Source organism: Prosthecobacter fluviatilis, assembly GCF_055388355.1.
On the sequence record NZ_AP043782.1, the window covers coordinates 4,542,325 to 4,560,155 of the forward strand.

14 protein-coding genes and 1 tRNA gene are annotated in these 17,831 nt (G+C 59.1%); 7 read left to right on the plus strand and 8 right to left on the minus strand.

What is annotated here, in order from left to right:
* Nucleotides 1–222: 222 nt before the first annotated feature.
* Complete coding sequence (locus ACZ5WW_RS17685; RefSeq protein WP_464694171.1) at nucleotides 223–933, plus strand: hypothetical protein; 711 nt, start codon at nucleotides 223–225, stop codon at nucleotides 931–933.
* A 54-nt stretch (nucleotides 934–987) separates the two neighbouring features.
* Nucleotides 988–4,506: a DNA polymerase III subunit alpha gene (dnaE, locus tag ACZ5WW_RS17690; RefSeq protein WP_377165810.1), complete on the plus strand. Its 3,519-nt coding sequence runs from the start codon at nucleotides 988–990 to the stop codon at nucleotides 4,504–4,506.
* Nucleotide 4,507: 1 nt separating this feature from the next.
* Here the strand turns inward: dnaE and ACZ5WW_RS17695 are convergent, their stop codons facing one another.
* Nucleotides 4,508–5,161, minus strand: coding sequence for a SanA/YdcF family protein (locus ACZ5WW_RS17695; RefSeq protein WP_377165808.1), 654 nt, complete (start codon nucleotides 5,159–5,161; stop codon nucleotides 4,508–4,510).
* A 92-nt stretch (nucleotides 5,162–5,253) separates the two neighbouring features.
* Between ACZ5WW_RS17695 and rlmB the strand changes: the two genes are divergently transcribed.
* Nucleotides 5,254–5,832 (plus strand): 23S rRNA (guanosine(2251)-2'-O)-methyltransferase RlmB, encoded by a 579-nt coding sequence (gene rlmB / locus ACZ5WW_RS17700; RefSeq protein WP_377165806.1) that lies wholly within the window; start codon nucleotides 5,254–5,256, stop codon nucleotides 5,830–5,832.
* Nucleotides 5,829–6,563, plus strand: coding sequence for an NAD-dependent deacylase (locus ACZ5WW_RS17705; protein ID WP_377165804.1), 735 nt, complete (start codon nucleotides 5,829–5,831; stop codon nucleotides 6,561–6,563). Before rlmB ends, ACZ5WW_RS17705 begins: the two co-directional genes overlap by 4 nt.
* On the opposite strand, the gene ACZ5WW_RS17710 is transcribed toward ACZ5WW_RS17705, so the two are convergent.
* The 4 genes from ACZ5WW_RS17710 to ACZ5WW_RS17725 all read right to left on the minus strand — a co-directional run bounded on the left by ACZ5WW_RS17710 (nucleotide 6,552) and on the right by ACZ5WW_RS17725 (nucleotide 10,744).
* Complete coding sequence (locus tag ACZ5WW_RS17710) at nucleotides 6,552–7,343, minus strand: dioxygenase family protein (RefSeq protein ID WP_377165802.1); 792 nt, start codon at nucleotides 7,341–7,343, stop codon at nucleotides 6,552–6,554. The genes ACZ5WW_RS17705 and ACZ5WW_RS17710 overlap by 12 nt on opposite strands.
* A gap of 89 nt (nucleotides 7,344–7,432) precedes the next feature.
* Nucleotides 7,433–9,163, minus strand: a complete 1,731-nt coding sequence (locus tag ACZ5WW_RS17715) for an endo-1,4-beta-xylanase (protein ID WP_377165800.1) — start codon at nucleotides 9,161–9,163, stop codon at nucleotides 7,433–7,435.
* Nucleotides 9,164–9,210: 47 nt separating this feature from the next.
* Nucleotides 9,211–10,152 (minus strand): formylglycine-generating enzyme family protein, encoded by a 942-nt coding sequence (locus ACZ5WW_RS17720; RefSeq protein WP_377165798.1) that lies wholly within the window; start codon nucleotides 10,150–10,152, stop codon nucleotides 9,211–9,213.
* A 196-nt stretch (nucleotides 10,153–10,348) separates the two neighbouring features.
* Nucleotides 10,349–10,744, minus strand: a complete 396-nt coding sequence (locus ACZ5WW_RS17725; RefSeq protein ID WP_377165796.1) for a c-type cytochrome domain-containing protein — start codon at nucleotides 10,742–10,744, stop codon at nucleotides 10,349–10,351.
* Between the two features lie 118 nt (nucleotides 10,745–10,862).
* Between ACZ5WW_RS17725 and ACZ5WW_RS17730 the strand changes: the two genes are divergently transcribed.
* The 3 genes from ACZ5WW_RS17730 to ACZ5WW_RS17740 are packed head-to-tail and all read left to right on the plus strand — an operon-like array spanning nucleotide 10,863 to nucleotide 15,475.
* Nucleotides 10,863–11,207, plus strand: a complete 345-nt coding sequence (locus ACZ5WW_RS17730; RefSeq protein WP_377165794.1) for a nucleotide pyrophosphohydrolase — start codon at nucleotides 10,863–10,865, stop codon at nucleotides 11,205–11,207.
* On the plus strand, nucleotides 11,204–12,244 hold the full coding sequence (gene rsmH, locus ACZ5WW_RS17735; RefSeq protein WP_377165792.1) for a 16S rRNA (cytosine(1402)-N(4))-methyltransferase RsmH: 1,041 nt from the start codon (nucleotides 11,204–11,206) through the stop codon (nucleotides 12,242–12,244). The genes ACZ5WW_RS17730 and rsmH overlap by 4 nt, the downstream gene beginning before the upstream one ends.
* Before the next feature lie 54 nt (nucleotides 12,245–12,298).
* The gene (locus tag ACZ5WW_RS17740) at nucleotides 12,299–15,475 is read left to right on the plus strand and encodes a LamG domain-containing protein (RefSeq protein ID WP_377165790.1); all 3,177 of its coding nucleotides are present in this window, start codon (nucleotides 12,299–12,301) and stop codon (nucleotides 15,473–15,475) included.
* A 13-nt stretch (nucleotides 15,476–15,488) separates the two neighbouring features.
* Here ACZ5WW_RS17740 and ACZ5WW_RS17745 read toward each other — a convergent pair.
* The 3 genes from ACZ5WW_RS17745 to ACZ5WW_RS17755 form a co-directional block, all read right to left on the minus strand.
* Nucleotides 15,489–15,563, minus strand: a tRNA-Val gene (locus ACZ5WW_RS17745).
* A gap of 99 nt (nucleotides 15,564–15,662) precedes the next feature.
* A complete protein-coding gene (locus tag ACZ5WW_RS17750; RefSeq protein WP_377165788.1) occupies nucleotides 15,663–16,712 on the minus strand; it encodes a sugar phosphate isomerase/epimerase family protein in 1,050 nt (349 codons plus the stop codon).
* A gap of 58 nt (nucleotides 16,713–16,770) precedes the next feature.
* Nucleotides 16,771–17,403 carry a hypothetical protein gene (locus ACZ5WW_RS17755; RefSeq protein WP_377165786.1) on the minus strand — a complete coding sequence of 211 codons (633 nt, stop codon included), beginning with the start codon at nucleotides 17,401–17,403 and terminating at the stop codon, nucleotides 16,771–16,773.
* Between the last annotated feature and the right edge of the window lie 428 nt (nucleotides 17,404–17,831).

The window sequence follows — 17,831 nt, forward strand, 5'->3', positions numbered from 1 at the left end:
GTTAAAGGAATACTCTTTTGAAGCAATTTACACGCCGTAAGTCAAGCGCGGTCGTCTTCCTGCTACAAGGTTTTTCGCAGGTTCTTTCCAAAGCATCATGCGATCTTGAAAATCAGTTCTTTCATTCTTAAGGGCAGATCCTCTCCCGTGACGATGCATTTGCCATCTCCGCAGGCATCTCCACCGTGTGTCATGATGCATCGGTTTTCTCGCAGAGCAGTCTTGGGAATCATCTTTCCGGCTTTATGGGCTTTCGCCAGCATCGCGCGTGCCCATGTGGTGCCAAACATGACTGTTGAGGCGGAATTTGACTCCGCAGGGGGCTACACTCTCCGTATCAACGTCGATCCGCGCACTTTCCTGGCCGCCGACCCCACGGCTTTGCCGCCAGTGCCAGCCTCGTGGTACTTGGAGCAGACGCCTGAACAGGTCACTGCAACCCACGAAAAAGCGCAGCAATATCTCACCAGATCTCTGGGCTTGCTCTTTGATGGTGGCAAAAAAGTCACTCTGCCTGTCTGCAAAATTCAGGCAATCGACGGCGCCGACAACACGCCCCTGCATGCAGACACACAGGAGGTCCACCTGCTCGGCACGGCCAGTGGCCGGTTGCCCTCCGCTGCCACCACTTTTCAGGTCGATTTTGCAAAAGATGCCAACACCAGCCTGATCTTGCTGCATTCGTTGGCGGGTAAGACTGAACTCCGCCCTCGGGTGGTGTTTCCGGGGGAAACCAGCCTGCCCTTTCGTCTCCAGACCACTCCTTCTGCCCCAGTCCCGTCCGAAAAAGCCCCTCCATCCAAGACCCATGAGATCTTCCTTGTTATCACTGTTTCAGTGGTTTGCATCGTGGTGATCGTCGGCTGGCTGCTGCTCAGCCACTACCGGCATCACCACCGCGCCCACCGTAAGGCTGGGGAGAGGAGAATGTGAACAACTCGCACTTGTTCATCCCTTCCATGCGGGGTTAATCCTCTCCCCCGCCACATGCCCGATTCCTTTGTCCATCTCCACCTCCATACCGACTATTCGCTGCTCGACGGCGCGGTGCGCATCGACGCGCTCATGAAACGGGTGAAGGAGCTGGAAATGCCTGCTGTGGCGATCACTGACCACGGCAATCTTTTCGGCGCCATTGACTTTTACATGGCGGCCAAAAAGGCCAAGGTGAAGAGCATCATCGGCTGCGAGGCCTACCTTGCACCCGGCTCCATGATGGACAAAAACGAGGTGCCAGGCCGCAAGCGTTCCTCCCACCTGACGCTGCTGGCCGCCAGCAACGAGGGCTTCGAGAACCTCTCCAAGCTGATCACCAAAGGGCATCTGGAGGGCCAGTGGTACAAGCCTCGCGTGGACAAGGATGCCCTGCGGGAGTACTCCAAGGGCCTGATCTGCCTGAGCGGCTGCATCAACGGGGAAATCAACGAACTCCTCCTCTCCGACCGCAAGGACGAGGCCGAAAAGAGCCTGCAGGAGTTTCGTGACATCTTCGGCCCGGAGAATTTTTACCTGGAGATCCAGGACCACAACATGGAGGCCCAGCGCAAGAGCGCCCGGCAGATGATCGAGTGGGGCAAGCAGTATGGCCTCAAGACGGTGGCCACCAATGACGTGCACTTTCTCAACCGCAGTGACCATGAGTCCCACGACATCATGATCTGCATCGGCACCGGCGCCAGCATCTATGACCAGAACCGCATGACCTATTCCCCGGAGGTCTATTTCAAGACCGCCGAGGAAATGCGCGCCCTCTTTGCCGAAGTGCCGGAGGCCTGCGACGCCACGCTGGAGATCGCCGAGCGCTGCGACCTGAAGATCCACCTCGATTCCACGAGCATCGACCGCTACCCGCAGTACCCCATGCCAGACGGCGGGGACCGCAACGAGTACCTGCGCCGCCTGACCACAGAGGGGCTGGAGCGCCGCTACGGCCGCGACCGTGCGCTGAATGACGAGGTGCTGCACCAGCGCATGGAGGTGGAGCTGGCCCTGCTGAAGGAGAAAAACTTCACCAGTTATTTCCTCATCGTCTGGGACTTCATCAACTGGGCCCGTGAGCACAACATTCCTGTGGGCCCGGGCCGTGGTTCTGCGGCAGGTTCTCTCGTGGCCTTCTGCCTTGGCATCACGGACATCGATCCGCTGCGCTTTGAGCTGGTGTTCGAGCGATTCCTCAATCCCGAGCGTGTCAGCCCGCCTGATATCGATATCGACTTCTGCCAGACGCGCCGTCCGGAGGTGATCCAGTACGTGCGCGAAAAGTACGGAGACCTCAGCGTGTCCCACATCATCACCTTCGGCACCATGGGTGCCAAGTCGGTCATCCGCGACGTGGGCCGCGTGCTGGGCTGGAGCTACGGAGACAGCGATGCGCTCTCCAAGATGATCCCGAACGAGCTCAACATCGACCTGGAGGAGTCGGTGAAGAAGAACCCGGATCTTGCCGCCAAGCTGGAGGCCGATGCGAATGCGCAGGAGCTCTGGAGGCACGCCACCTTCCTGGAAGGCCTCACGCGCGGCACTGGCGTGCACGCTGCGGGCGTGGTCATCGGGGATCGCAGACTGGACAACTTCATCGCCCTCACACGAGACAAGGAAGAGTCCATTCTCTCGCAGTATGCGATGAAGCCGCTGACGGAGCTCGGGATGCTCAAGATGGACTTCCTCGGCCTCAAGACGCTGACGGTGATCCATGAGGCCGAGTACTGGATTCAGAAACGAGTGCCGGGCTTTCGGGTGGCCGAAGCACCGCTGGAGGACAAAAACACCTTCGATCTCATCAAACGCGGCGAAACAGTCGCGGTGTTCCAGATGGAATCTGGCGGGATGGTCAACACCTGCAAACAGCTCGGGCCTGACACCATCGAGGAAATCATCGCTATTCTGGCGCTCTACCGTCCGGGCCCGATGCAGTTCATTCCCGACTACATCAAGCGTAAGAAGGGCGAGGAGAAGGTGGACTACCCCCACCCGCTGCTGGAGAAGATCTCCAAGGAAACCTACGGCATTCTGGTCTATCAGGAGCAGGTGATGCAGGCCGCCAACCTTCTGGCCGGCTTCTCACTCGGCCAAGCTGACTTGCTCCGACGCGCCATGGGTAAAAAGGACGCCGCCGAGATGGCGCGCCAGCGACTCATCTTCGTGGAGGGCTGCCTCAAGACCAATGACATCCAGGCCAAGCTGGCGAACTCGATCTTCGACTTGCTGGAAAAGTTCGCGCAATACGGCTTCAACAAGTCACATTCCGCCGCCTACGGGATCGTGACCTACCGCACGGCCTACCTAAAGGCAAACTTCCCCGTCGAGTTCATGGCGGCGGTGCTCAGCTATGAAATCAGCAATCCGGACAAAATTGCCAATTTCGTGAGCGAGTGCTTCGAGATGGGCATCAAGGTGCTTCCTCCTGACGTGAACAAATCTTCCCTCAAGTTCGCCCCCGAGCGCTTTGAGACGGAAGAAGATGCGCCCAACGCGATCCGCTACGGTCTCAGCGCCATCAAAAACGTCGGTGAAGGCGCCATGGAGGCCGCCATTGCCGAGCGTGAGGCGAACGGTCCCTTTGCCAGCCTGGAAGATTTCGCTGCCCGCCTCGACAACCGTGCCGTGAACAAGAAGCTCATGGAGTCCCTCGTCAAAGCGGGGGCTTTTGACTTCACCAAGGAGCCGCGCGCCGTGATGTTCGCCAAGCTTGAGCAGGTGCTCGCTTCCGCGGCCTCCATGCAGAAGGACAAAAAAGCAGGCCAGGGCGGGCTCTTCGATGACTTCGAACTCACCAAGCCCAAATCAAAGAAAAACGAAGCCTCCTCTCCCTCCGTGGTCTGGAGCACGGACGAGGTGCTCGCCTTTGAAAAAGAACTGCTCGGCTTCTACGTCAGCGGCCATCCGCTGGACAGCTATCGCGGCCATTTCGATTCGCCCAAGATCATCAAAATCGCTTCCATTGCGGACATCGACACCAAGGAAAAACCCAGCTCGCACTCCATCGCCGGCATCCTCAGCCAGCTCGAAGTGCGCTACTCCAAACGCGACAACCGTCCCTTCGCCACCTTCAAGTTTGAAGACTTCTCCGGCCAGATCGAGATGATGTGCTGGAGCGATGACTACGAGAAGGTAAAGGACGTGCTGGCCAATGGCGCTGTGCTCGGTCTCCGCATTCGTGTCAGCAAAGATCAAAAGACCGACGGCAACCGCGTCACCATGAACAGTGCCACGCCGCTCAAGCCCAAGGCGGCGAAACCGCGCAACGCTACCGATCCCGATCCTTCCGAACCACCGCCGCCGAAACCACCTGCGCCGCCCAAACCAGTCGTCTTGAGGCTCAATACCAAGCAGCACGACGAAACCGACCTCGAACGCATCCAGGAAGTGCTGCTCGCATACCCCGGCACGCTGCCCGTCTTCCTCGAAATCTCCCAGAACGGCCACAAAGCCCGGCTCGAGCTTGATGAAAGCTACCGCGTCACTCCAGGTCCCGATCTGCGTCGTGCGCTCACGGTCTGGTTGTGAGTTAATCCAGCGGTACGGGCACCTTTTCGCCAAGAAATTTGGGCTTGGTGCCGAGCACGGTCACATCCAGCACCGCTTTGACGCAGGCCAGTTTCTCCCGCAGAAACGTTTTCACGGAAAGTGCCACCGGAACGTCCTTGGCATCCAGCCCGTACGCTTCGATCCCAAAAGCACGCGCCAGGTAAATGGCCCGTGCATTGTGAAATCTCTGTGAAACAAAAATCACACGCTGCTGCCCAAAGACCTCTTTGGCCCGCACCACCGAATCCAGCGTGCGGAATCCCGCATAATCGCACACCACCTTTTCCGCCGGCACTCCCAACTGCATCAGCACCCGCTTCATGTCCGTAGGCTCATCGTAGCCTTGCGTGCCGTTGTCACCGCTCACAATCAGGGCCTTCACCTTTCCTGCTTTGAAGAGCATCGCCGCGGCCTCCATGCGAGGGAGAAAGAAGAGATTGGCCCTGCCGTCAGGCAAACGTTCCGCAGTGCCCAGTGCCACCGCCACAGGCGCAGAGGGCACCCCTTCCACCGCATCAAAGCACCGGCCTTCCGCGCTTCGCTCGACCCACCCCTCGCAGCCAAAGACGAAGCCCAGCCCCGCCACGGCCAAAACAGCGATCCACACCCACCGGCGCTTGAGGATTGTCTTCATGCCAGACCCCTCCCGCCAGTTCACACAGCCTGCAAGCTGCTGCTTCTATCATTTTGCCAAAACCCCATTCACAGCGCACTGTCAGCAAACACATGCGCCCAAACCGCCCAGAACAACCCGTCGCCCGCCAGAACCGTCATGCCCGCCCGGACAACCAGGTGCGCGTCTATGAAGAAGGAGACATCCCATCGATTCTTGAAGGCAAGGAAAGCCCGCTTGTCCTCATCCTCGACTGCGTTCAGGACCCTCACAATCTCGGCGCCTGCCTGCGCACCGCCGATGCCGCAGGCGTCTGCGCCGTCATCATGCCCAAGGACAAAACCGCACCCATCACCGAGACCGTCGTGCGTGTGGCCTGCGGCGGTGCGGAAAACATCCCCCTTGTCCGCGTCACCAATCTCGTCCGCGCCATGGACAAGCTCAAGGAGCTCGGCATCTGGCTCGTCGGTACGGCAGATGAGGCCACCAAGAGTCTTTACGACCTCGATCTCAAAGGCGGCATTGGCATCGTCATGGGCGCCGAAGGTCCCGGCATGCGCCGCCTCACCGGCGAGCACTGCGACTTCCTGGTCAAAATTCCCATGGCAGGGAAAGTCGAGTGCCTCAATGTCTCTGTCGCCACGGGCGTCTGCTTGTTTGAGTGTGTCCGGCAGCGGCAGCCAAAAAAATGAGTGCGGAGCGAAACATCGTCATTCTCACCGGCGCAGGCATGTCCGCCGAGTCCGGCGTGCCCACCTTTCGCGGTGTGGACGGTCTTTGGGAAGGCCATCGTATTGAAGAGGTGGCTTCGCCTGATGCCTTCAGACGCAACCCCGAACTGGTCCACCGTTTCTACAATCTGCGAAGAGCGGCATTGAACACGGTGGAACCGAATGCAGGACATCTTGCGCTGGCGAAGCTGGAACGCGAATGGCGTGGCAATTTTCTGCTGGTCACTCAAAACGTGGACGACCTCCACGAACGTGCCGGCAGTGAAAAGCTCATTCACATGCACGGCGAGCTCCGCAAAGCACGCTGCGAATGCTGTGGCGCGGTTTTCCCCTGGACTCAGGAGCTGTCGTCCGGCACACGCTGCCGCGCCTGTGGCGAGATCGGCGGCATGCGCCCGCACATTGTCTGGTTTGGCGAAATGCCTTTCGAGATGGAGACGATCATGAACGCCCTTAAGAGCGCCGATCTCTTTCTCTGCATAGGCACATCCGGCATGGTCTATCCCGCCGCCGGCTTCGCTCAAATGGCTGCACAAAACCGCGCATGCCGTCTGGTGGAGTTTAACATCGAGAGCACCGAGATTTCACGCCAGTTCCGTGAGCGCGTCATCGGCCCTGTGTCCGTGGAACTGCCCAAGTTCGTTGAGCAGCTTCTGTCGGACTCTCACAGGCAGGCCTGGTTAGAACGGTGACGGCCCCAGGATCAGGTCTCTGAGATCCTGCTCACTCACTTCGGCGCTGTCCCGGCGGCGCGGCGGCGGCCCGCCTGGCCCTCCGGGTCCGCGCCCGCGCTGCTCCGGCTCTTCAGGTGTGTGCCCGATCACGATGTCCCATGTGGCCGCCAGTTCCTTGCTGTCGCTGCTCATCGGCTTGAACTCACGGATGACGGAGAGCCTCTGCTCCTCTGTGCCCATGCTACGCAGAATGCCATCGCGGTCATTCTGTGGCACCCCGGCGATGAAAAGCTGCGTAGTCAGCATGCTTTTCTCATTCTGCTTCACCCGGATGTGATAGTGCAGAGTGCGCCCCGTATACAGGCCTGGCAGGATCGTGCGAAAGCGGTACTCGCCTTTCGCGTTCGTCTCCACCTTGCCATAGCCCTGAAAGTTTGGGTCGCGCTCTTTGCCCTGCTGGGTTCCGCGGCTGTGGATGTAGCACCCGTTGTTGTCAGATTGCCAAAGTTCGATCACTCCATTCTCGATTGGTTTGCCATCCGCATTCAGCAGGCGTCCGCCAAACTCGGTCACCACTCCGCGCGCAGGGGCCTTGCCGCCCAGAGCCATCGTGAGATCATTGTCCTGATCGAGCGGCAGATGATCTGGATAATAAGGGCCTTCGGTGGCGCGCGGAGTCAAAGTCAGGGCTTCGGCATACACGCCGCTTGTGATGATGCCGCCTGTGGTCAGCAGCAGGCTCTGCAGCAGCTTGCGGCGGCTCAGTGGAATATGAAAAGGATGGGGGATGGAGGACATGGGTAAGATTTGCCTATCAACCCGGTGATGTGACGACGGTTGCGCGCGAATGTGCCGGAGCTAATTTTTCAGAGCCTGGCTTTAGATCATCACCACGAAGGCTTCACCACCGAGGGCTTCATCCCCTTGGCCTGCACCTCATACCATCCCGGAAAGCCTCGCCATTTTGCGCACCCTTCTGCATCCGTCCGCAGAGTGACCTCCGTGTGCCATCTGCGTCCGATCCATTCTTCCAGCACCGCGCCACGCTGGCGTATGCTCCAGTCTTTGTTCCATGAGGCGGCTTCAGGTTTCCAGTGAGAGCCCTCCCAGAAACCCCACAGCAAGAAGCTGGTGTAGGCTGGGTGGCTGAACACCGAGATCAGAACATCCCGCGTGTAGTCTGCTGCCAGTTCTTCATCTTCCGTGGTCACGATGTCGTATTCCGTGATCGATTGATGCGGCACCACCCTGGCAAACTGGTCCGTCACTTCGAGCAGATGCTCCGGAGACGGCAGGTAGCTTTCGTGAAAGTGGGCCTGATTGCCCAGGCCGGCCACGGTCAGCCCCGCATCATTCAGCGCTTTAATGTAGGACAGGGTTTCATCGTGTTGCGGGCCTGGGCGGAATACCTGGTCTTCATTGACGAAGAAAGGCACTTTGGTCATCGGGCGTGCCAGCGTGAAGATCTCGCGGTCCAGATGCTCCAGGCCCGGGCGTTTGTTCAGCATGTCTGCACCGTTCCATGCGATGGGGTGATTGATCACATCCCACTCGGTGACGCGGTCTTTCACAAAGTCCAGCCGCTCCTTCACACTGGTGAGCGTGCGTTCACGGATGACGGCACTGTCCTTGATGTCCTGCAGATTGAACGGCGTGGCCACCTGCATGAGGTAATGCCCGCGTACGGAGATGTGATGCTCCGAAAGCCAGTCAAAGGCCCGGTTCAGCTCCTCGTTCCTCTGTGCTTTCCTCTTCTCGTCAAAATCCGGCGACCAGTTCCCATCCTTCAAATCATTCTCAAACACCACAATGCTGAAAAGCCGGTCAATGATTTCGCGATAACGCCGGTCGTCTTCGCTTTCCCCGCTCAAATGCTTTGCCGTCACGGCTGAGCCAAAACCAAAGGCATGACGGCGCAGGCTGAGCTTGACCTCGGTGCCCGCCATCGGCCTTCCGGCTTCATCCCTCATGATCAGCGAGAGATTCGATTTTCGGTGCTGTTCGATCCTCTCCAGAGCGGCCTTGCGCCAGGGCGCATCCGGTTCGCGGCCCGCATACGAGCGCTTGGCCAGCCGTGCCTTGGGGAAATCACGGGCATCCGTCTTTGCAGGGTATCTCAGCACCCGGATGCTTTCGACTTCGAGGCTTTGTTTCTTTTGCCCGCACAGCAGCACGACCGCCGCCTTTCCTTCCGGGACATCTGCGTCTGCGGTGAAGAGCACAGGCTGCTCCGTCCATTCACGGAAAATGGAGACGCCTGTAGTGCTGCCAAAGGAGGTGTAAGGTTCGGCTTTCAGCTGCAGTTTGGCCAGAACCTCTCCGGCTTCTGACTCACCCACAAGTCTTGCTTTGATGATCGCCAGCACATGCTCGCCTTTTGCGATCTCGCCTGTGATGGGGGCTGTAAACTGCGCCGAATAGGCCTTCGCGGGGTCCGGATTGGTGATGGTGATGCGCTGGACGGCTTTGAGATTCTCGGCTTTGCCGGCAGATGAAGAGGCATAGACCGCCAGGGGCGCCTCCCCACGGACATCATCACCTCCGGCAGGCACCTGCAGCGCCCGCAGGCCGCAGAGTGGGATGAGTGAAAAAACAGTCGGCAGTATCAGGCATCTCATGTGGGGCCGCATTTACCACCGCTGCACTTGAATTCAAGCCGTGCGGCTTACGGCGTCATGGCAATACGAAAGCCCACCGAGTGGTAGCCGCCGTTGCGGTTGCGTCCCTCCCCCGTGCACAGGCTCTGACCGCTGCGGCCGGTGGAGTACCAGCTCCCGCCCCGGACATCATTCACCTCTTTGCCTCGCTCGGCTCCATTCGTGGCCACGATGACGCTGCTGGTCCATTCATAGACGTTCCCCGCCATGTCGTAGCAGCCATAGGCGCTCCTGCCACTCTCATAAGTGCCTACCGCTGTCGTGAAGCCGCCGTTCTCCACGAGGTCACGGTAGATCTGCGTGTTGACGAACCCCGTGTTCGTGTTGTGGTCGATCCAGCCGTTCACGCCGCCGTCGCTGGTGATGCTGAAGACCTGGCCGTTGCCAGTCATGATGTCCTCCACCCGCCCCTGCTTGCCCGCTTCCTGGGATTTCTCCACATACCAGGTCACCGTCTTGACCTCTTTGTCCAGCATGTAGGCCGCGCAGACGGCATTGTAGTTGAAATGAGTTTGCAGCCTGCCGTTGCTGAACCGGCTGTCCTTGTCATTGCCCCATGGGTAAAGAAATGCCTTCGGCCCCCGCGCTGCCTTCTCCCATTCTTCGGCTGTTGGCACCCGGATCTTCCTGCCTGTCTCCTTGCTGATCCACGCGCAGTAAGCCTCCGCGTCCACCAGCGAGACAAAGAGCACGGGATGCGCCGCTTTTCCTTCAGGATGCATACCGCCTTTCCAGTGACGCGGCGTGCCACGGTGGCCGGTGGCCTCAAGGAAGGCCTTGTATTCTGCGTTCGTCACTTCAAACCGTGCGATGGCATATCCGGGAAGCTCACGCATCTCGCCTTGGCCAAAAGTGAAGCTGCCTGCGGGCACATACACCATGCCTTCGGGAATCTGGATCGTCTTGTCACCCTCTTTCACCACGGCAGTGGTTGTATCAGTGGGCGGCATGATCGGCATTCCATTGCCGGCTTTCGCAATCGGATCTGCTGCCCAAGCGCTCACTCCTGCAAGGATAAGATGGGCAATCGCATGGAGGCTGTGGCGGGTGCGGAGGTTCATGGGAGTCTGCACCCGATGAACCGCGCACTTCCGCAGCAGTTGCTCTTGTCGGAAAAAATATCCAGGGCGGATAGCTCGCCTGACTTTATTTGCGGGGAGTGATGCTGCCCTCTTTGCCTTCCGGCCAGTCGGCGCCTTCGTTGATCCACTGGCGGATCAGGTTCACCTCATCCTTGGGAATGCGGTGCCCGGTGGCTGGCATGGCTTTCTTGTCTTTAGGCGGCAGTGTCAGCACGAGATACAGCATGCTCTTCTCCGCGCTCTTCGGCACGATCACCGGCCCTGCCTTGCGCTTTTCAAAGGCGAGCGCCCGCTTCTGCAGATTCAGCTCGCCCAGCAGCGTCTCGGAGTTGTGGCATTCCACACAGCGATCCGCGAGGATGGGTTTGATATGCTTGACGAAATCCACCGGAGGATCTCCGGCGGCAGGGATCAGGGTGGCGAAGAAGACGCAGGCGGCCAGAGCGGAGATAGGTTTCATATTTCTGTTTGAGCATCCTAAATACGCGCGTGGACGTCAATCCTTCCGTTGGGACACACTGTGCGCATCTTGTCTCCTTCCCGGTTGCTCCCCTGCCTGCGCTCCTGCATCATGCCACATGAGCATCGAACAAATCACCGCCCGCATCTGTGCGTTTCGCGACGCCCGGGACTGGATGCAGTTTCACAGTCCCAAGGAGCTCGCCATTGCCATCACCGCTGAGGCGGGCGAACTGCTGCAGCACTTCGTCTGGCAGCAGCCGGATCAGATCGCGCAGCGGGTGCGGGAAAAAATGCCGGAGCTGAAGGATGAAATGGCCGATGTGGGCATCCTCCTCTTTGAACTCGCGCACAATCTCGGTGTGGATCTCGGTCAGGCGATGCTCGACAAGATTGAGCGCAACGAAACACGCTATCCCGTCGCAAAGGCACGCGGATCGAACGCCAAATACAACGAGCTGTGAGCGACGCCGAAGTTCCAACACCGCATCGTCGTCGTCCGCGTTATTCCGGCAAAAACCCGCGCCGCTTTGAAGACAAGTACAAGGAGCTCAATCCTCAGCGCTATGCCGAAACCATCGCGAAGGTGCGTGCGTCCGGAAAAACGCCTGCGGGGCAGCATGTCCCCATCTTGCTTGAAGAGATCATGCAAATCCTCTCTCCGCAGCCAGGCGACCGCGCCGTGGACTGCACTTTGGGGTTCGGTGGCCACGCGGGCGCATTGCTCAAAGCCGTGCAACCCGGCGGCACTTTGCTCGCGCTTGATCAAGACCCCATCGAGATCGTCCGCGCCGAGGCACGTTTGCGTTCAGCTGGCTGCGAAGATTCTGCCCTGGTCGTCAGGCGCATGAATTTCGCCGGGCTCTCCCGCGCGTTGGCAGAGGTCGGCTGGAGCGACGGCGCAGATGTGCTTCTCGCAGATCTGGGCTGCTCATCAATGCAGTTCGACAATCCCGCACGTGGCTTCAGCTTCAAACACGAAGGCCCGCTCGACATGCGCATGAATCCCCAGCGCGGCGTGTCTGCACGTGAGCTGCTGCACGGGATCAGCCCGGAAAAGCTCACCGTCATTCTCACGGAAAACGCCGACGAACCGCACGCCAAAGTCATCGCCCAGGCGCTCGCCGAAACAGATCATGCCACCACGCGCTCTCTTGCCGAGGCCGTGCGCCGTGTGCTCCCGCATCGCCTGGGGGAAGAAGATCGCGATGCTGCCGTCCGCCGCGTCTTCCAGGCCCTGCGCATTGCCGTGAATGAGGAGTTCACGGCGCTCGACACCTTTTTGCGCCAGCTGCCCGCCTGCCTCAGGCCCGGTGCACGTGTGGCCATCCTCACCTTCCACTCCGGCGAAGACCGCCGCGTGAAGCTTCTGTTCCGCGAAGGCCTCCGCAGCGGTCTCTTCAGCGCCACCAATGACGAAGTCATCCGCCCGACATCACAGGAGAGCCGCAGCAATCCCCGCGCCGCGCCGGCAAAGCTGAGGTGGGCCGTGAAGGCATGAAATGACCGGCGTTCGTTGCGCGAACGGGGGGCTTGCTGTCGTATGTGTGACACCATGTTCCCAGTTGTTCGCTACACCCTTTTCTCGCTCCTCTGTTTTTCCGGGGCCTCTTACGCAGCGCTTCAGGAAACATGGGAGACCGGTTATGCCAATGAGGATGTCACCGGAGCCCAGGTGCTGGGGTGTTGGAAGTTTGATCGCGAGTCCGCAGATGTCACGCTGCATGGGGCCGTTTTAAGCCCGGACGGCAGGTTCGGCGGTGCTTTGGAGTCTTTCCCCGGCTTCCCGGTCGAGGACAAACGGCATGCGGCGGTGACCACGGTCAAGCCCGTCAGTGGTGCCTTTACTCTCGAGATGTGGATCAAACCCAAGGCCTCATTCGAGCCAAAGCTGCGCTGTTTCCTGCTCGACAAAAAATACGTCGGCCACACGGACTACCAGTGGCAGATCGGCGATGCTGATAAAGGCGGCCTGCGGCGCATGTGGGTTTCACTTGGCTTCGGCGCGGAGTCAAAGACGATCTACTCCCTGCCCTTCAAGCTGGAGCCTGATGCGTGGCAGCATGTGGCATTCACCTATGACGGAGCAGGGGAGGGGCGCTTTTACCGCAACGGTATCGCGGCCGGCGGTGCCACGATGGCCGGATATGGCGCCGTGACTCCCGGCACCAAGCCGCTCAGCATCGGAGACCGGCTGGGCAGCAATTATGGCGGATTTCCCGGTTTGATCGACGAGGTGCGCATTTGCAACGGCGTGCTCAGCTTCGAACGTGTTTCGATGCAAATCGTGTCAGACCGCCATGTATGGCGTCGCATGGAAACGGCGAAACCTCTGGAAATTGTCTGCACCAATCTGCAGCGTGAGGCGCTGAAAGCAGCAAAGCTCAGAGTCAGCCTCGGTGGCAGGACGGAGGATTTCATCGTGCCAGATCTCGCGGCCGGAAAAAGCTTCACCGCCAGGTACGCCTTCAACACTGCCCTCAAGGCGGACGAGTATGAACTGCGGGCACGTTTTGAAACCGGCGCATATGCCACAGAGCAGTCCACCTCGCTCAGGCTGGTGCCGCGCACGCCTCAGCGCATGCCCGTGATCATGTGGGGTGCGGGAGGCGATGAGCTGGCCCGCCTGAAAGATCTCGGCTTCACACATTTCATCGGCCTCGGGGCTGACTATGGTGAAATGTGGCACCAGAAAAAGATTGTGCCTCCGGCCAAGCCGGAGGTGATCTCGAAGAACCGTGCCATGCTTGACCAGGCGCTTGCCAGCGGCCTTGAAGTCATCGCCAGCCTGTCCCCTGGCTCCACATTGGAAAAGGAGGATAAAAACCTCCGCGTGGGCCGCGATGGCAAACCCTACGCACGTCAGGACATCTGCGCCTCGTTGCCAGACTTCTCCTCCTTCTTCCAGGTGGTGGGCATGAGCATGGCCAAGGCCTATGGCGACCATCCTGCCTTCACCACCGCGCTGATTGACACCGAAGTCCGCGACAGCACCCAGGTGAGCTTTAATGCCGTGGATGTGGAGGCCTACAAAAAATTTGCCGGTACAGACATCCCGGCCGAGGTGACGGCCAAGTGGGGCGTGGACTGGACCAAGATGAAGGACTTTCCGGCAGACCGGGTCATCGCAGATGATCATCCCATCCTAAAATACCTGCGTTGGTTCTGGACGGTTGGGGATGGCTGGAACGGCCTTCACACCTCGTTGCACAAAGGTGTGAAGAGCAGCCGTGTCTGGACCTTTTTTGATCCCGCCGTGCGGCAGCCCAGCATCAGCGGGGCAGGTGGGGGCGTGGATGTGATCTCCCACTGGACCTACACCTACCCTGATCCGCAAAAGATTGGCATGTGCGCCGATCAGCTTTTTGCCATGAGCGCAGCCACGGGCAGAAATCAGCGGGTGATGAAAATGACACAGCTGATCTGGTATCGCTCACAGACAGCTCCCATCAGCAGCAAGCCCCCCGGAGAGGTTGTGGCATGGCAGGATCATGATCCTGATGCGGCCTACATCACCATCGCTCCCATGCATTTGAAGGAGGCGCTTTGGACCAAGATCTCACGGCCCGTTCAGGGCATCATGTACCACGGCTGGCAGTCTCTGGTACCCACAGACAGTCCGGGCGGGTATCGCTTCACAAACCCAAACACCGCACCGGTGCTCAAACAGCTGCTGCACGATGTCATCGAGCCTCTGGGGCCGGCGCTCATGGCCGTTCCAGATGAGCGCAGTGAAGTCGCTTTCCTCGAAAGCTTCACCTCGCAGATGTTTGCGCATCGTGGCGGCTATGGCAGCAACACAGACTGGGCCGCAGATGTTTGGCTGGCCCTGCAGCATGCGCATGTGCAGACAGACATTCTCTATGAGGAAACCTTGCTCAAAAACGGACTGAGCGGCCGCAAGGTTCTGGTGATGCCTTTCTGCGATGTGCTCACAAAATCTCTGGTGGCACGCATTCAGGACTGGCAGAAGAAGGGCGGCAAAATTGTGGCCGATGAGTTCCTCTGCCCCGCGCTCAAGGCCGACTTTGTGCTGCCAAGCTTCAAGCGCCAGAAAAAAGCTGCCGAAGACAAGGCCAAAGTTCTCGACATGGCGCGGGCCGTGGGCGGCTTCGCGCTGCCGCAAAAAGCCACATGCGACAACCCTGAGATCATCGTCCGCACACGAAAATTTGGCGATGCCACCTACCTGTTTGTTGTCAATGACAGACGCGAATACGGCAGCTACGTCGGGCAACATGGTCTCGTGATGGAAAACGGGCTGCCCTCCAGCGGCACGGTGGGTTTGAAAGCCGAATCGGCGAACGTGTATGAGCTCACAGGCACGCAGTTCATCGTGCCAAAGCGCGGTGCCGATGGCTTGATGAGCTGGCCGGTCGACCTTGGGCCCTGTGATGGCCGCATCTTCATGGTGCTTCCAAAGCCCCTGCTTGGCATGAAGCTTGATGTTCCTGAGAAAGCCGTGGCGGGAAACAGCGCAAAGATCGCCCTCAGCATCACCACCACCCAGGACGCACCGACAAAGGCGGTGATCCCAGTCCGCGTGGACATCCGGGATGCGACTGGAAAATCCGCCGAAGGCAGCGGGTATTACGCCGCAGAAAACGGTATCATTGACATCAGCCTGAACCTCGCGCCAAATGAAGATCCTGGCTCCTGGGAGATCCGCGTGAAAGAGCTGGCCAGCGGCATGGAGGCCCGGAAGTGGATGTACGTCACTTCTCCCCAATGAACATCCGGCAGGATGGTGCGCGGAGAGGGATTCGAACCCCCGACCAACTCGGTGTAAACGAGCCGCTCTACCACTGAGCTATCCACGCGTTTGCGGAGCGCATGTATGCAGCCATTGCCGCATTGCGCAAGCAGGCTGTTGCTCTCCAGTGTGATTTGCTGACGGCACGGGATGACTCCCGTCGTTCTCACACGTTGGCGCGCAGCCAGTCAAAGCTGCGCTCAGCCTCGCCTTTTTGGTAGGCGATTTCGGCGTCTTTCTTGCCGGGGCCCTCGTGCGCTTTGAAGCTGTCGATCTTCCTGCCCCGTTTGGCCATGTCGAGCCAGGCCTTGAACATGGGGGTGTCTCGGTGGTTCGGGAAGATGTTCCAGAACTCGTCCTTCTTCCATGCAAACGGACGGGCGAAACCGGAGATGGTCTCCACCTGCAGCGGCACGCCGGGGGCCAGCTCGGCAAATCGCTTGGCGTATGCCTTGTAGTCCACCAGTCCCTCACCGATGGCGGTCCACTGCACCATCGCGCCGTTTTCATCTTCCCACAGCATGCTGTCGCGCACACTGCTGCAGATCGTGAGCGGGCCGAGGACTTCGAGATGCATCATCGGTTCCTCCAGCGCCCACACGGCGTTGCCGGGATCAATGTTCGCACCCACGTAGCCTTTGCCCGCAGCCTCGATGAGCGCCTTCAGTTCGTGGGACTGCATGTCTCCCGCGTGATTTTCGACGGCAATCTTGATGCCTTCGCCTTCGGCTTTGGACTGGCAGGCCTTGATGGTATTGACCAGTGATTCGATGTGCTTCTGGATGCCACCATCGCCGCTGCGGTCTTTCTGATCACCGAGGTAGCAGCGTGCGACGGGGGAGCCAAGCGCCTTGGCAATGCGAATGGTCAGCTCCAGGTGCTCCTCCGCCGTTCCGTAAGTGTCCTTCCACCGGTTGGAAGTTTTGCAGACGCAGCCGGTGCCCACATACAGTTTCAGCCCAGCACGGTCGGCCTGCTCCTTGAGGCTTTTCAGGTAGGCCTCTTCGAAATTTTCAAACACATGCAGTTCCGAGATGAACATGGTGTCGAGCTTCAATGAAGCGGCGTAGTCGATGAACTGTGCCGCTTTCCATCCGGTCGCCCTCACCGCAAAGTGATCCAGGCCCAGGGCGAGTTTGGCACCTGTGGCAGCCTGGGAAAACGAAGCGGCTGCGGTGGCGGCGAGAGATTGCGTGAGGAAGTTACGGCGGTTCATGCCGCGCATGCTAGCGGAGCCGCTTGGTCTGTCGATAGTGAATCACCAAAGCGCTGAATCAGCGGATGATCAGCTTGACCGCCCCCTGCCCCTGGCGGTCGTCAGCAGAGGAGACCAGGATCTGCGCCAGGTGATGGCCGCTGCGCCATGGGGCACCATTGATCGGCTTTACCTGGAGCAGATACGCCCCGGTGCCTACATTGCGGAATGAAGTGATGTTGTTGCTGAAAGGTGCCTGCTGGCCGGGCACTTCAAAGTACTCCATCAGCGTAAAGTGGTCTTTGGTCAGGTCCGTGACAGGCCAGCCGCTGCTGCTGACGAGCACCAGGATGTTCGCAGGATGCGTGTTGCCGTTCGCAGCCGCTCCAGCAGACGCCTGGGCGGCAATGGTGAGTGCCGTGGCACCACCCGCCCCCGTTTTCATCACCACCTTCGTTGCTGCGGCGGTGGCTGGGGCGGTCGGTTTGGGATCAGGCGCTTCAAAGACAGGCTTCAAAACAGGCGCAGGCTCGGCTTTTTTCGCAGGGGCCACAGGCTTTGCTGCTGCCTTGGGTTTCACGGCACCCGCCTTCTTGTTGTTGGCGGCTGTGGCTTTCTTCACCGGTGCAGGTTTCTTTTTGGCCATGGCCGACTTTTGAGAGGCAGCGGGCTTTTTCGCAGAAGCCTTCTTGGGAGCTGATTTTTTAGCCATGGTGTCAAATGGTGCAGAATTGTTTCAATTTCCGCGAGGCTAGCAATACTCCCTCCCTCCTGTCGAGATTCCTCTTGGGATGGAGGCGCAAATATTAAGATGTCGAAAAAAGTAATGGCCGACTCTAGGCATGCCCAGCCGCTGCCAGTAGATGAATGGTGAGCTTTAGAGGAATAGAAGCGGGGTGTGTTCTAGCAGCGGTTTACCGCAGATCCGGTTTGAGGGTATCTCTAAAACCTCTGGTTGATCGAATGAACAGTATTCAAGTAATTCTATATGAGGGTGAAAATTCTGAAAATAGACGATTGCCAAGAACAAGGTCTGTCGATTATAAGGACTGGTTAGAATTTTAGGTTTACGGCTTTTCTGTCATTTTCAAACATCCGACAGCTCTGCAATTCCGTTTCTTTGATGAACGCGCTCTCAAC